A 13,083-nucleotide genomic window follows, 5' to 3' on the forward strand; every position below is an offset into this window, starting at 1 on the left:
TCAGCGGATGAGCCGGAACGCGCCGGGCTTCACCCTCCTCGTACGCGCCCAGTACTCGAAGGTGAAGCCCGGCCGGACCGTCCGGTTGACGCCGTGCTCGTCGAGGTACCAGGAGCGGCAGCCGCCGGCGTTCCGGACCAGCGGGTCGAGCCGGCGGTGCAGCCGCGCGTCGAAGGCGCGCCGCGCCTCCGGCCGCACCTCCATCGCCTGCGCGCCGGTGCGCGAGAGCAGCCGCAGGCACTCCATCACGTACCGGACCTGCGACTCGATCATGAAGACGACCGAGTGGTGGCCGAGGCCGGTGTTGGGGCCGAGCAGGAAGAACAGGTTGGGGAACCCGGCGGTGACGATGCCGAGGTGGGTCTGGACGCCGTCCTTCCGCGCCTCCTGGATGCTCACCCCGTCGCGGCCGGTGATGCGCTGCTCGGTGAGCGCGTCCCTCACCTTGAAGCCGGTGCCGTAGACGATCGCGTCCGTTTCGTGTTCCGTCCCCGAGGCGTCCACGATCGAGCGCGGCCTGATCTCGGTGATCGCGTCCGTGACGAGGGAGACGTCCGGCCTGGTCGGCGTGGGGTGGTAGTCGCTGGACAGCAGGATGCGCTTGCAGCTGGAGGTCCGTCATCGGACAGCGCATTCAACGAGGCCGGATGCCCCGGCGGGGCCGGCGTACGGGAACGACGAATCCCCGCCACGGCCTCCGCGGCGGGTGATGCAGTCGGCTGCTTACTGCAGCAGCAGGAACGCGACGACGCCGATGACGACGATGGCGGCGACGACTGCGATGATGGGGACGAGCGGCGACTTCTTCGGCTCGGCGGCGGCCTCCTGCTCGCGCGCGTTCGCGAACGCGCGGAAGGCCTGGGTGTTGCCCGCAGGATCGATGTGCTGGTCAGACATGGGCAGCAGCCTAGCGTGATCCCCTGCGTCGTTTGCGGCTTTTGGTGGGATCGATTGGGCCATCCTGATGACGACAGCGATTGACCTGGCAGATAGCTTGGATGCATGCTACGGACCCTGCTGTCGCCCCGGCTCCTCGGGCTGCACCTGCTGACCATCGGGGTCCTCGTCGCGTTCATCCTGCTCGGGCGCTGGCAGCTCGGGGTGTTCCAGGACTCCGGCAAGCCGCGCGCCGCCGCCGACCCCGCGGCCGTGCCGGTCGCCACGCTCGCCCAGGTGGGCGGGCAGATGAACGGCGAGTACGTCGGGCGCAGGGTCACCGCGGAGGGCGTCTACGAGGCGGACCGGCAGCTCCTGGTCGCCGACCGGCGGGCCGACGTCGACGCGCCCGGCGGCAACGTCTCGCGCGACCACGGCTACTGGGTGCTCACGCCGCTCCGGCTCGACGACGGCACGCTCATGCCCGTCGTGCGCGGCTGGACGGCCAAGGCCGACGACCCGGCCGTTCAGTCCGTGCCCGAAGGCAAGGTCACGGTGTCCGGCCGGCTGCGCCCCCAGCAGGGCACCGACAGCGTGCAGCGGCGGGCCGAAGGGCTGCCGCCCGGCCAGGTGCAGACCGTCTCCACCGGAGAGCTGATCAACCTGTGGCAGGGGCAGAAGGTCCGCACCGGCTTCGTCGTGGCGCAGCCGCCCTCGGGCCCGCTCGCTCAGGTCAAGGTCCGGCCGCCCGTCGTCGGGGGAGAGCTGACCTGGCGTAACCTGGCTTATGCCGCCAACTGGTGGATCTTCGCGGGATTCGCTGTCTTCATGTGGTTCCACTTCGTCCGCGACGCGGTGCGAAGCGATCGGGACCGCCGCACGTCGTCCCCTGAAATGGTTCTGGAAGGTTAACGGTGGAATCGGCTCTCAAGCCCTTCCGGGTGCTCGCCTACGTCGTGGGCGTCATGCTGCTCGTGCTCTGCGTCGGCATGGTCCTGCGCTACGGCTTCGGCCAGGAGGCGATGTCGAAGATCGTCGCCCCCATCCACGGCGGCCTCTACATGATCTATCTCGTCGCGGCCATGAACCTGGGCATGAAGGCGCGCTGGTCGTGGCCGTACCTGCTGGGCGTCATGCTCGGCGGCACGGTGCCGTTCCTGTCCTTCTACGTCGAGCGCAGGGTGACCAGGCGGGTGGAGAACGAGCTGGGCGCGGCGGCGGAGGCGGGCTGAGTCCCCGTAAGGGGCGCCTCCGCCGTGCGGCGATGCTTCCGGGCGGCTTCTAGCGGCCGATGCCGCGCCTGCGGGCCCTCTTGAGGCGCTCGCGCTGCGACGGGTCGAGCATCAAGTAGCCCACCACCGGGGCGGCGATCACGCCGAGGAGGACCAGCAGGGCGACCCACCCCGGCAGCGGCAGCAGCCAGGCGATCAGGACCGCGGCGCCCGCGCCGATCAGATACTTCTGGACTGGCGACATCCTCGAAACCCTCCGAACGCGGAGCGCGCGCTCCGCCTCATCCCACATTCTGCGTCGCCTGTCCAACGGATGAACCAGGCGGCTTGGTTCCGTCTCGCGATGTATCTCAATCGTTGCGCAACGGGCATCATGGGCCGGCGCCGGCGATCTTCTGCAGATCGGCCCGGAGCTCGTCCACAGTGGGACGTTCCAACGGGTTGCCCTTGAGCAGCCGGTACAGCACCGGAGCCAGGGGTCCCGCGTGCTTCAGCGGCGCACCGGGCGAGGGCGGCGTGCCCTCGACGGCGGCGAAGAGCGTGGCCCCCAGCGACCACAGATCCGCCGCCTGCGTCGCCGCGCCCTCGGGCGCCGAGAACGCCGGGAGCGTTCCCGCCCGCAGCAACGGCATCAGCCGTGCCCTGCCCGAGTCGTCGATGAGCACGTTGCCCGGCTGCACCCCGCCGTGGAACTCGTTCCACGCCGCGAGCCGCTCCAGCACGTCGAGCCCGATCGCCGCCACCTGGGCGGGCGGCAGCGGCCCCGACGCCTCGATCACGGCGTCGAGCGGGCGGTCGACCGCGAGCCGTTCCAGAGTCTCGCGCACCACCTCCATCGGCGGCGGCCCCGACGGGTGCAGCATGGCCCGCAGCAGCGACCTGAACGGGTCCGCGCCCTCGGCGGGCACCTGCCCCGGCGGGCGGCCCTCCACCGCGAAGTGCAGCGTGGCCGCCAGTGACCACAGGTCGGCCGACGGCAGCATGCTCAGGCTCGGATAGCCGAACCCGCTCAGCAGCGCCCGGCCCGTCGTCGTGAGCAGCACGTTGCCCGGATCGACCCGGCCGTGCACGATGCCGGCCGCGTGGGCGGCGCTCAGCGCCGACAGCAGGCACACGCCCACCCTGGCCGCCTGGGCGATGGGCAGCGGACGCTGCGATCGCACCACCTGCTCGAGCGACGTGCCGGAGACGAACTCCATGACCAGCCACGGCACGCCGTCCTCGATCAGCACGTCGAGCACCCGTACCACGAAGGGGTGGTGCAGCCCGCTCGCCCTGCGCGCCTCGAACAGGGCGGACTCCCGCAACTCCGGTGGCACCCGTAACTGCCTGACCGCCACGTCGCGGTGCTCCGCCTCGTCGAAGGCCAGGCGCAGCGAGCCCGAGCCGAGCGGATTGAGCAGGCGGTAGCGACCGTTGAGCTTCCTGGTCTCACCCATGTCTACGTGCACCATAGCGCCACTGACAGGGCCCGGCCATCACGAGGTCCTGGCCGCCAGCCAGGCCTCCTGCGCCGCGTGCACCTTGCTCCATAGCGCCTCCTTCTCCGCCGCGCTCACGTCGTCGAGCGGCAGCCCGAAGATGTCGTTGAGCGCCGCGAAGTAGTCGCGCGCCGAGTCGAGCGTCACTGCCAGCGACGTGTTGCCGTAGCGGGTCAGGCGCAGCCCGCGCAGGCAGTCCACCCCGTACGCGTCGCGCCGCTGCACCACCGCCACCCGCACGAACCCCGAATCTGGAGACGTCGTCAAATGTTCGTGCATATCCGCGAAAGCCGACATCTCCGCAGGGTCGGGGGCGAAGTCCATGCCCAGGAACGAACCGCTCGGGTCGTGGTCAAGCCGCCAGCCGCCGGGCGCCACTTCCGAGCGGCGCAGCCCGTACGTGAAAGGTCCCTGCCGATAGGTGCCCTCCACCAGCGGCAACGGCTCGTGCAACGCGTCGCCCAGCCCCACGTCGACCAGCCACTCGCCGCCCGGATTGTCCTCCGACGGCAGCCCGCGCACGGTCAGCACCAGGTGGTTGCCGGTGATCCCCGGCTCGCCGTCGCGCATCTGCACCCCGCCGACGTGCCGCGTCACGTCGTAGCCCAGCGAGCGCAGCAGCGCCGAGAACGCGCCGTTGAGGTGGTAGCAGTAGCCGCCCCGCCCCTTGAGGATGCGCGCCGCCGACTCCTCGGGATCGACGGTCGTGCGCCGTCCGAGCCAGATCTCCAAGGCCTCGTACGCCACCCGCTCGACGTGCGCGGCGTGCAGCGCCCGCAGGTTCGCGGCGCTCGGAGGGGCGCCCAGTAAGGAGGGCAGGCCAAGGCGGGAGAGATAAGCGGTGGTGTCCATCCCGCAATTCTGCACGGATTGCGCACGACTTCGGCAGTGTCGTCTGTACAGCCCGCTCCCAGGCTTTCGTCGCCACCTCGCCGAGCCGTTCAGCATGCGCGAGCCCGTCGCCGGGATTCACCTCCTGCTGCGCCGCCTCGCCGAACGCACTCGCAGGGGCGGCTCTGATTGAATCCTGGAGTGACCTTCGACGTAGTGATCAGCGGCGGCCGGGTGCTCGACGGCACGGGCGCCCCGCCGTTCCGCGCGGACGTGGCGATCACGGGTGATCGCATCGCGGCGATCGGCAGGATCGATCCGGCCGGGGCCGGCACGGTGATCGACGCGACCGGGCGGTTCGTCGCGCCGGGGTTCGTCGACTGCCACGCCCACGGCGACGCCGCCGTGTTCGACAAGGCGGTGCAGCGGGCGGCGCTGCGGCAGGGCGTGACGACGTTCGTGCTGGGCCAGGACGGGCTGTCGTTCGCGCCCGGCTCGGCGGCGACCGTGGCCTACGCCGCGCGTTACTTCGCCGCCGTCAACGGCGCGCTGACCGACGGTCCGCTGAGCGTGCGCGAGCTGCTCGACGGCTATGACCGGGCGGTGGCGCTGAACACCGCGTACCTGCTGCCGCACGGCACGATCCGCTACGACGTCATGGGCCCGTCGCCTGACCGCGCCGCGCCCGGCGACCTCGACGAGATGGTGCGCCGCGTCGAGCGCGGCCTGTCGGAGGGCGCGGTGGGCCTGTCGAGCGGCCTCGAATACCTGCCCGGCCGCTACGCCGACGCGGCGGAGCTGGCGGCGCTGTGCGCCCCGCTGGGCGGGCTGCCGTACGTCACCCACATGCGCGCCTACGGCGAGCGCGCCGAGGCCGGGATGACCGAGGTGATGGAGATCGCCGAGCGGTCGGGTGCCGCCGTGCACGTCTCCCACCTGCACGGCCCCGCCGACGTGCTGCTGCCGCTGGTGGAGCGGGCGCTCGCCGCGGGCGTGGACCTGACCTTCGACACCTACCCCTACCTGCGCGGCAACACGATCCTCGCGATGGTCGTGCTGCCGCCGCAGGTGCCCGGCGCGGAGCCGGACGCGGCGATCGAGATGATCGGTTCGGGCGTGCTCGACGACTGGTGGCCGACGCTGGAGGCGGTCTGGCCGCGCCTGACCGTCTCGCACGCGCCCGGCCTGGAGTGGGCCGAGGGCCTGACCATGGTCGCGGCGGCCGAGCGCGCGGAGATGACGCCCGCGGAGTTCTGCCGCCGGCTGCTGGTGGAGACGCGGCTGGAGGCGGGCGTGGTCTCGGCCCGTCCCGACGAGGGTCCGCAGGGGGAGGAGTCGGTACGCAGGATGCTGCGCCACCCCTCGCAGACCGGCGGCTCCGACGGCATCTACGTGGGCGGCCACCCCCATCCGCGCGGTTACGGCGCGTTCGCGAGGTTCCTCGGCCGGCACGTCAGGGAGCTGGGCGACTGGACGTGGGAGCAGGCGGTGACGCACCTGTCGGCCCATCCGGCGCGCCGCTTCGGCCTGCTCGACCGGGGGCTGCTGCGGCAGGGCTGCGCCGCCGACGTGGTGGTCTTCGACCCGGATACGGTGGCCGACCTCGCGACGTACCCGGCGCCGCGTACGCTCGCCGAGGGCGTGGACGACGTGCTGGTGTCGGGCGTGCCGGTGCTGGCGCGCGGCGAGCTGACCGGTGCCACCCCGGGCCGGGCGCTGCGGCCGTGAGCACGCGGCGGGAGCGTGCGGGGACCGAGCGGTCCGTGAGCGCGCGGCCGGGACAGGCGTTGGGATGACAGGCGTTGGGATAGGGTCGGACGCGGACGAAGGGGGTGTGGTGCCGGCGATCCTCGGTCAGTCGGTCTTCGACGGCGGCCTGGAGTTTCCCGCGATGCTGGTGCACCGCGACGCGCTGGAGCACAACGTCGCCACGATGGCCGCGTTCGTCCGCGATCACGGTATGGAGCTGGCCCCGCACGCCAAGACGCACATGTCGCCGGAGATCGCCGCGATGCAGCTCGCCGCGGGGGCGTGGGGGCTCACGGTGGCGACGCTGAAGCAGGCGAAGATCGTCAGGGGCTTCGGGGCGGGCCGCGTCATGGTGGCCAACCAGGTGGTCGATCCCGCGGGGCTGGCCTGGGCGGCGGCCGAGCTGGACCGCGACCCCGCGTTCGCGCTGCTGAGCTTCGCCGACTCCGAGGCGGTCATCGACATCCTCGCCCGGCACGCGGGCGCGCGGCCGTTCCCGGTGCTGGTGGAGCTGGGCCACGAGGGCGGGCGGGCCGGCTGCCGCTCGCTGGAGCGGCTGCTGGAGGTGGCCGCGTACGCGCAGCGCACGCCCGGCGTCGAGCTGGCCGGGGTGGCGGGCTACGAGGGCGGGCTGAAGAGCGCGGAAGAGGTCCGGAAATATCTGGCCGCGCTCCAGGAGGCCGTCGAGTACGTCCGGCTCAAGCGCCCCATCCTGACCGTCGGCGGCAGCCAGTGGTTCGACGTGATCGGCCGCGAGCTGGTCGCCACCCAGGCCCGCATCCTGCTGCGCAGCGGCGCGTACGTCACCCACGACGACGGCTTCTACCGCGAGCGCACGCCGTTCAACCGCATGGAGGGCGAGCTGCGCCCGGCGCTGGAGGTGTGGGCGCACGTGCTGTCCACGCCCGAGCCTGACCTCGCGATCGTCGGCATGGGCAAGCGCGACGCCCCCTACGACGAGGGCCTGCCGATCCCCCGCAGGGGCGGCGTGACGATCCTGAAGATGCAGGACCAGCACACCGTGGTGCGCGCCTGCGGGCTCAAGCCCGGCGACCTGCTGGCGCTCGGCATCTCCCACCCCTGCACGGCCTTCGACAAGTGGCGCGTGCTGCCGCTGGTGGACCGGGATTACCGTGTCGTTGGCACGATACGCACCAATTTCTAGGGAGATCTCGTGAAAAAGGAGCTCAAGACCACGGAGGGCGCAGCCCCGGTCGGCGCCTACTCCCAAGGGCTCGTGGTCGGCGACTTCGTCTTCACCTCCGGCATGGGCCCGCTCGACCCCCACACCGGCGAAATCGTCGGCGACGACGTCGCCACCCAGACCCACCAGGTGATGCGCAACCTCGGCGCCATCCTTGCCGCCCACGGCCTCGGCTACGACGACGTCATCAAGGCCACCGTGCACCTCCAGCACGTCAAGCGCGACTTCGCCGCCTACAACGAGGTCTACAAGTCCTACTTCACCCCGCCCTACCCGGTGCGCACCACCGTGGGCTCCGAGCTGATGGACATCCTCGTCGAGATCGACTTCGTCGCGCACAAGAGCGCCTGAGGTGCGGCTGTGGACAGTTCGGTGTACGCCTTCGTCGAGGACCTGCGCGGCGAGGGCGTCGAGCGGGTGCTCGACAGGATCAGCGGCTACGGCGTGTCCGGCGTCACCGTCGGCGCCGTCCACCACGCCTCCCGCGACGTCACCCCCCACGGGCTGTCCCGGCTGACCGTGCGCCACGACGGCGCCCACTTCACGCCGCCGCCCGAGCTGTTCGACGGGCTGCGGCTGCGGCCCGTCCCCGGCCACACCGACGCGTTCGACGGGCTCGCCGAGGCGTGCGCGCAGCGGTCGCTGAAGCTGCACGCCTGGACGGTCTTCCTGCGCAACGCCACGCTCGGCACCGAGCATCCGGACGTGACCGTGCGCGACTGCTTCGGCGACCGCGGCTCGCTCGCCGACCTGTGCCCCGCGCACCCCGACGTGCGCGCGTACGCGGTGGCGCTGGCCAGGGCGGTGGCCAGGCTCGGCGCCGACAGCGTGGTCGCCGAGTCGCTGCACTTCAGGCCGCTGAAGCCGCAGCGCTCCTTCGTGCCGCTCGGGCCCATGGACGCCTACCTGTTCGGCCTGTGCTTCTGCGACTACTGCATGCGCCGGGCCACCGACCTCGGCGTGGACGCCGAGGTGGCGCGCGAGGAGTGCGCCCGCATCGTGGGCGGCGTCTTCGACGGCGACCCGCCCGCGCAGGGCGAGGTGACGCGGGCGGCGCTGACCGCGTACGCGGGGCCCGACGTGGTGGCCTACGCCCGTGCCCGCTCCGAGACCGTCACCACGCTGGTCTCCGAGGTGGCCTCGGCGGTGGCCGGCGAGGGCTCGAAGCTGGTCTTCATCGACTCCACCGGGGCGGTCAAGGGGTACGCCGACGGCCTGCCCACCCCCGGCCTGGCCGCCCACGACGCCTGGCAGTTCGGCGTCGACCTGGTGGCGCTCGGCGACCTCGTGCCCGCGTTCGGGGTGCTCGCGTACGCCCGCGACGCGGCGCGGGTGGCCGACGACGTCGCCGCCTACCTGCGCTCGGTGGGCAAGGACCGCGAGGTGCGCGCGGTGCTGCGGCCGGGGCATCCCGACAGCGACTCCACCGACCGGCTGGTGGCCAAGGCACGCGGCGCGAAGGCGGCAGGGGCGATGGCCCTCGACTTCTACGCGTACGGGCTGGTGCCGTACCCGGTGCTCGACCGCATCCCGGCCGCCCTGTCCGAGGCCCGCTGACGCGCGGGCGCGGCCGAGGCGCTCAGCGGGCTCCGGGATCTTCGGCCCGCGCGCCGTCGAGGACCAGGGAGACGGCCTCGGCGGCGAAGTCGTCGCCGACCTTCATGCCGCGCAGCACCGCCCGCATCCACACCGCCCCGGCGAGCAGGTCCATGATCAGCATCGGGTCGGCGGAGGCGGCCGGCTCGCCCCTGCGCGCGGCCCGCTCGAAGATCTCCCGCTCCTTGGCGAAGCGGTCGGCGAAGAACCGCCGCCCGTCCAGCTCCGGGTGCCGGACGGCGGCGGCGAGCGCGGCCACCGCGATGTCGCTGCCCGGCGGCTCGGTCAGCAGCCGTCGTACGTTCTCCACCAGCGCGATCAGGTCGCCGCGCAGGCTCCCCGTGTCGGGCACGGCGAACCCCAGCACGTCGGACTCCACCAGCGCCGCCCCGAGCAGCGCCGCCTTCGACGGCCACCAGCGGTAGATCGTGGTCTTGTTGACGCCGGAGCGCTCGGCGACCCCCTCGACGGTCAGCCCGTCGTAGCCCCGCTCGGCCACCAGCCGCAGGGTCGCGTCGAAGATCTCCCGCTGCTTCCTGGGCGCCATGGAGGCTATTCTCGCGCGGCGAACGCCGTGAGCACGCCCAGGGCGAGGTAGACGACGCCGCCGGCGTACCGCATGGGTGTGGCGGCCCGGGTGAGGCGGCGGCCGATCGCGCCGGCGGTGACGGCGTACACGACATCGGAGATCAGCCCGACCAGCAGCAGCGTGAGGCCGAGCACCACCACCTGGAGCGCGGGCGAGCCCGCGCGGGGGTCCACGAACTGCGGCAGGAGCGCCAGGAAGAACAGCGCCACCTTGGGGTTCAGCACGTTGACCAGCAGCCCTTCGAGGAACACCCGGGGCAGCGGCTGCGGCTCCGGCGCGTCGGACCGCTGCTCCTTGCCGGTGAGCGCGCGCACGCCCAGGTAGACGAGGTACGCGACGCCCGCCCACTTGATGATCGCGAACAGCGTGGCGGACCGCGCGATCGCGTACGACAGGCCCGCGGCGGCGGCCGCGATGTGCACGAGCGTGCCGGTCTCCACCCCGAACGCGCTGGCGAGGCCGGCCGCCCGCCCCTGGGAGAGCCCGCGCGCGGCGATGTAGAGGTGGTTGGGCCCGGGGATCAGGACCACGGTGATGCTGACCGTCACGAAGACGGCGAACGTCGTCGGATCAATCACGGAGAGCAATCTAGGACCGGCTTGGTCCGGCCAGCAGAGCCAATCGCCGGGCGGTTTCGTGGACCAATCGGCTGTCGGTGGAAGATGGCATAGTTTGCAAACGTGACAGGTCTTTTCGTCGGGCGAGCCGCTGAGCTGGCCGGACTGCTGCGGGCGCTCGGATCGGCCGCCGATGGCGTGGCGGGCGTGGCGCTCATCGGCGGCGACGCCGGCATCGGCAAGACCCGGCTGGCCGCCGAGCTGGTCGCCGAGGCCCGTTCGCGCGGCTTCCGCGTCCTGGTCGGCCAGTGCGCCGAGCTGGGCGACGCGCTGCCGTACCTCCCGCTGGCCGACGCGCTGCGCGGCGCGGAGCCGGCCGTGCGCGAGGCCGCCGCCGCCCACCCCATGCTGGGCCAGCTGCTGCCCGGCACGGAGAGCGCGCCCGCCACCGGGCTCACCCAGCAGCGGCTGTTCGGCTCACTGCTCGGGCTGCTGGCGGACGTGCAGCCGGTGCTGTTCGTCATCGAAGACCTGCACTGGGCCGACCGGTCCACCCGTGACCTGCTGGTCTTCCTCAGCCGCATGCTGCAGAGCGAGCGGGTCTGCGTGGTCGGCACGTACCGCACCGACGACCTGCACCGGCGCCACCCGCTCAGGCCCGTCCTCGCCGAGCTGAGGCGCCTGCCCACGGTGACGAGCGTGGAGCTCGGGCCGCTCGACGACGGCGAGATGGCCGACTACGTCGCCACGCTGGGCGAGATCGACGCCCAGAGCCTCGGGCTCATCGTCTCCCGCGCCGACGGCAACCCGTTCTACGCCGAAGAGCTCTTCGCCGCCATGGCCGAGGGCGACGACCTGCCCGACGAGCTGGCCGGGCTGCTGCTGTCGCGGGTCGAGGTGCTGTCCGAGGCCGGTCAGCGGGTGCTGCGCGCCGCCGCCGTGGCCGGGCACAGGGTGGAGGACGAGCTGCTGCGCGAGGTGTCGGGGCTGCCGCTCGCCGAGTTCGAGGAGGCGGTCAGGGAGATCGTCTCGCGCGGCCTGCTCAAGGTGCGCGGCCACGGCTACGCCTTCCGCCACGCGCTGCTCCAGGAGGCCGTCTACAACGACCTGCTGCCGGGCGAGCGCACCCGCCTGCACGCCGCCTTCGCCCGCCTGCTCACCTCGCCCGCCGAGCTGGCGCACCACCATCTGGCCGGCCACGACCTGCCGGGCGCGCTGGCGGCCTCCGTCGAGGCGGGCAGGGCGGCCGAGCGGGTCGGCGCGCCCGCCGAGGCCCACCGCCACTACGACCGCGCGCTGTCGCTGTGGGAGCGGGTCGACGACGCCGAGCGGCTGGCCGGGGAGAGCCGCGTGGAGCTGGCGTTCCGCAGCGCGGTCATGGCGGCCGACAGCGGCGACAAGCACCGCGCGGTGGCGCAGCTCCGCGTGCTGCCGCAGACGTCCGAGGTGAGCGAGCGGCTCGCCTACTACCTCTACGAGATGGATGACGAGGCCGCCGCGATGGAGGTGGCCGAGCGCGCCGTCGACAGCGCGCGCGAGCCCGCGACGCTCGCCCGCGCCATGGCCACCTACGCCCGCACGCTGCTGTGGAGCCCGCGCCACCACGAGGCCGAGGAGCTGGCAACCCGGGCGCTGGAGATCGCCCGCACGGCCGGGGCCCGGGACGCCGAGGTCGGGGCCATGCTCACGCTGGCCGTCTACGCCGAGGTTGCCGGTGACATGCGCCGGGCTCACGACCTGATCGATCAGGCCATGGCGGGGCCCACCGGCGACCTCGCCATGGACCTGCGGGCCCGCTTCCACCACGCCCGCATCCACTACGAGCAGGGCGTGCTCCAACACGCCGCCGAGGTCGCCGACGACGGCATCCGCCTGGCGTCCCAGACCGGGCTCATGTGGAGCACGTACGGCACCGACCTGCGCTTCCTGCGCTTCCTCATCCACTACGTCGCCGGCGAGTGGGACGCCGCCGAGGCCATGGCGGCCGGGTTCGGCGCCAGGGTCGGCACCGTCCCCGAGGCCATCCTGTCGTCGTTCGCGCTGTTCATCGAGGTGGCGCGGGGCCTGCCCGCGGTCGAGTCGCGGCTGAGCTGGCTGCGGCCGTTCTGGTCCGACGCGCTCGCCTCCTACATGTCGCGGGGCCTGGCCGCCGAGCACGCGCTGTGGAACGGCGACCCCGCCACCGCCCTCGACCACGTCCGCGCGGTTCTCGCGGCGCAGCAGCCCGGCGAGTCCGGCAACGTCCGCATCGCCGCCACCGGGCTGTGGGCGCTGGCCGACCTGGGCATCACCGAGGGCGCCGACGAGCTGCGCGCCCAGGCCAGGCTGGCCGCCGAGCACGGCCCCACCGGCGACGGCGGGCACCTCGGCCCCGAGGGGCGGGCGTGGGCGCTGCGCGTCGAGGCCGAGTGGCACCGCGTCCACGGGCGGCTCGACGTCGAGCTGTGCCGCAAGGTCGTCGAGGCGTTCGGCTACGGCTTCGTGTACGAGGCCGCGCGCGCCCGCTGGCGGCTGGCCGAGGCGCTGCTCGCGGCGGGCGACCGCGAGGCCGCCCAGGCGGAGTGGGAGACCGCCAGGGAGGTCGCGGGCAAGCTGCGGGCCGCGCCGCTGGAGAAGGCGCTGCTCGACTTCGGGCGCCGCGCCCGCTTCGGCGTCACCGCCGGTGGCTCCCGCACAGGCGAGCCGGGCAGGGGTGAGCCCGGCACGGGTGCGGCCGCCGAGCCGGTCGAGGGGCGGCTGACCGCGCGGGAGGCCGAGGTGCTGCGGCTGGTCGCCGAGGGGCTGACCAACAGGGAGATCGCCGAGCGGCTGTTCATCGCACAGAAGACGGTGAGCGTCCACGTCTCCAACATCCTCGGCAAGCTCGGCGTCTCCACCCGCACCCAGGCCGCCGCTACCGCCCGCCGCTTCGGTTTGCTGCCCTGACCCGGCGCACGCCGGGCCGGCCGGCTCCGCGATGAGGAGCAGG

The 13,083-nt window shown here is 73.0% G+C and carries 14 protein-coding genes; 7 read left to right on the top strand and 7 right to left on the bottom strand.

Annotation, left to right across the window (positions count from 1 at the left end):
• The gene (locus ACGFIM_RS23185; protein ID WP_393203431.1) at nt 1-504 is read right to left on the bottom strand and encodes a hypothetical protein; all 504 of its coding nucleotides are present in this window, start codon (nt 502-504) and stop codon (nt 1-3) included.
• A 219-nt stretch (nt 505-723) separates the two neighbouring features.
• Entirely contained in the window at nt 724-897 is a 174-nt protein-coding gene (locus ACGFIM_RS23190; RefSeq protein ID WP_364060449.1) for a hypothetical protein, read from the bottom strand.
• A 105-nt stretch (nt 898-1,002) separates the two neighbouring features.
• Between ACGFIM_RS23190 and ACGFIM_RS23195 the strand changes: the two genes are divergently transcribed.
• Both ACGFIM_RS23195 and ACGFIM_RS23200 read left to right on the top strand, forming a co-directional pair.
• Nucleotides 1,003-1,788, top strand: coding sequence for an SURF1 family protein (locus ACGFIM_RS23195; protein ID WP_393203433.1), 786 nt, complete (start codon nt 1,003-1,005; stop codon nt 1,786-1,788).
• Nucleotides 1,789-1,790: 2 nt separating this feature from the next.
• Nucleotides 1,791-2,108 carry a DUF3817 domain-containing protein gene (locus ACGFIM_RS23200; RefSeq protein WP_393203435.1) on the top strand — a complete coding sequence of 106 codons (318 nt, stop codon included), beginning with the start codon at nt 1,791-1,793 and terminating at the stop codon, nt 2,106-2,108.
• 49 nt (nt 2,109-2,157) lie between these two features.
• On the opposite strand, the gene ACGFIM_RS23205 is transcribed toward ACGFIM_RS23200, so the two are convergent.
• The 3 genes from ACGFIM_RS23205 to ACGFIM_RS23215 form a co-directional block, all read right to left on the bottom strand.
• Nucleotides 2,158-2,352: a hypothetical protein gene (locus ACGFIM_RS23205; protein ID WP_393203437.1), complete on the bottom strand. Its 195-nt coding sequence runs from the start codon at nt 2,350-2,352 to the stop codon at nt 2,158-2,160.
• A 127-nt stretch (nt 2,353-2,479) separates the two neighbouring features.
• A complete protein-coding gene (locus ACGFIM_RS23210; RefSeq protein ID WP_393203439.1) occupies nt 2,480-3,547 on the bottom strand; it encodes a protein kinase in 1,068 nt (355 codons plus the stop codon).
• 39 nt (nt 3,548-3,586) lie between these two features.
• Complete coding sequence (locus ACGFIM_RS23215; protein ID WP_393203441.1) at nt 3,587-4,441, bottom strand: arylamine N-acetyltransferase; 855 nt, start codon at nt 4,439-4,441, stop codon at nt 3,587-3,589.
• 180 nt (nt 4,442-4,621) lie between these two features.
• Here ACGFIM_RS23215 and ACGFIM_RS23220 point away from each other — a divergent pair, with 180 nt between their 5' ends.
• The 4 genes from ACGFIM_RS23220 to ACGFIM_RS23235 all read left to right on the top strand — a co-directional run bounded on the left by ACGFIM_RS23220 (nt 4,622) and on the right by ACGFIM_RS23235 (nt 8,930).
• Nucleotides 4,622-6,148: an amidohydrolase family protein gene (locus tag ACGFIM_RS23220; RefSeq protein WP_393203443.1), complete on the top strand. Its 1,527-nt coding sequence runs from the start codon at nt 4,622-4,624 to the stop codon at nt 6,146-6,148.
• 109 nt (nt 6,149-6,257) lie between these two features.
• Nucleotides 6,258-7,334 carry an alanine racemase gene (locus ACGFIM_RS23225; RefSeq protein ID WP_393203445.1) on the top strand — a complete coding sequence of 359 codons (1,077 nt, stop codon included), beginning with the start codon at nt 6,258-6,260 and terminating at the stop codon, nt 7,332-7,334.
• A 9-nt stretch (nt 7,335-7,343) separates the two neighbouring features.
• Nucleotides 7,344-7,724, top strand: coding sequence for a RidA family protein (locus tag ACGFIM_RS23230; RefSeq protein WP_393203447.1), 381 nt, complete (start codon nt 7,344-7,346; stop codon nt 7,722-7,724).
• A gap of 9 nt (nt 7,725-7,733) precedes the next feature.
• The gene (locus ACGFIM_RS23235; protein ID WP_393203449.1) at nt 7,734-8,930 is read left to right on the top strand and encodes a hypothetical protein; all 1,197 of its coding nucleotides are present in this window, start codon (nt 7,734-7,736) and stop codon (nt 8,928-8,930) included.
• A 22-nt stretch (nt 8,931-8,952) separates the two neighbouring features.
• On the opposite strand, the gene ACGFIM_RS23240 is transcribed toward ACGFIM_RS23235, so the two are convergent.
• Together ACGFIM_RS23240 and ACGFIM_RS23245 are read right to left on the bottom strand one after the other, a co-directional pair.
• Complete coding sequence (locus ACGFIM_RS23240) at nt 8,953-9,516, bottom strand: TetR/AcrR family transcriptional regulator (protein WP_393203450.1); 564 nt, start codon at nt 9,514-9,516, stop codon at nt 8,953-8,955.
• Between the two features lie 5 nt (nt 9,517-9,521).
• On the bottom strand, nt 9,522-10,136 hold the full coding sequence (locus tag ACGFIM_RS23245) for a LysE family translocator (protein WP_393203452.1): 615 nt from the start codon (nt 10,134-10,136) through the stop codon (nt 9,522-9,524).
• A 102-nt stretch (nt 10,137-10,238) separates the two neighbouring features.
• On the opposite strand from ACGFIM_RS23245, the gene ACGFIM_RS23250 reads away from it, so the two are divergent.
• Nucleotides 10,239-13,040 (top strand): AAA family ATPase, encoded by a 2,802-nt coding sequence (locus ACGFIM_RS23250; protein ID WP_393203454.1) that lies wholly within the window; start codon nt 10,239-10,241, stop codon nt 13,038-13,040.
• Nucleotides 13,041-13,083: the final 43 nt, after the last annotated feature.

The organism is Nonomuraea sp. NPDC049309, from assembly GCF_043196965.1.
Classification (GTDB): Bacteria; Actinomycetota; Actinomycetes; order Streptosporangiales; family Streptosporangiaceae; genus Nonomuraea; species Nonomuraea fastidiosa.

What these genes read in the sequence shown, in the direction of transcription:
- ACGFIM_RS23190 (WP_364060449.1), bottom strand. Translation starts at nt 897, where the DNA reads ATGTCTGACCAGCACATCGATCCTGCGGGCAACACCCAGGCCTTCCGC.
- ACGFIM_RS23195 (WP_393203433.1), top strand. Translation starts at nt 1,003, where the DNA reads ATGCTACGGACCCTGCTGTCGCCCCGGCTCCTCGGGCTGCACCTGCTG.
- ACGFIM_RS23205 (WP_393203437.1), bottom strand. Translation starts at nt 2,352, where the DNA reads ATGTCGCCAGTCCAGAAGTATCTGATCGGCGCGGGCGCCGCGGTCCTG.
- ACGFIM_RS23210 (WP_393203439.1), bottom strand. Translation starts at nt 3,547, where the DNA reads ATGGGTGAGACCAGGAAGCTCAACGGTCGCTACCGCCTGCTCAATCCG.
- ACGFIM_RS23215 (WP_393203441.1), bottom strand. Translation starts at nt 4,441, where the DNA reads ATGGACACCACCGCTTATCTCTCCCGCCTTGGCCTGCCCTCCTTACTG.
- ACGFIM_RS23240 (WP_393203450.1), bottom strand. Translation starts at nt 9,516, where the DNA reads ATGGCGCCCAGGAAGCAGCGGGAGATCTTCGACGCGACCCTGCGGCTG.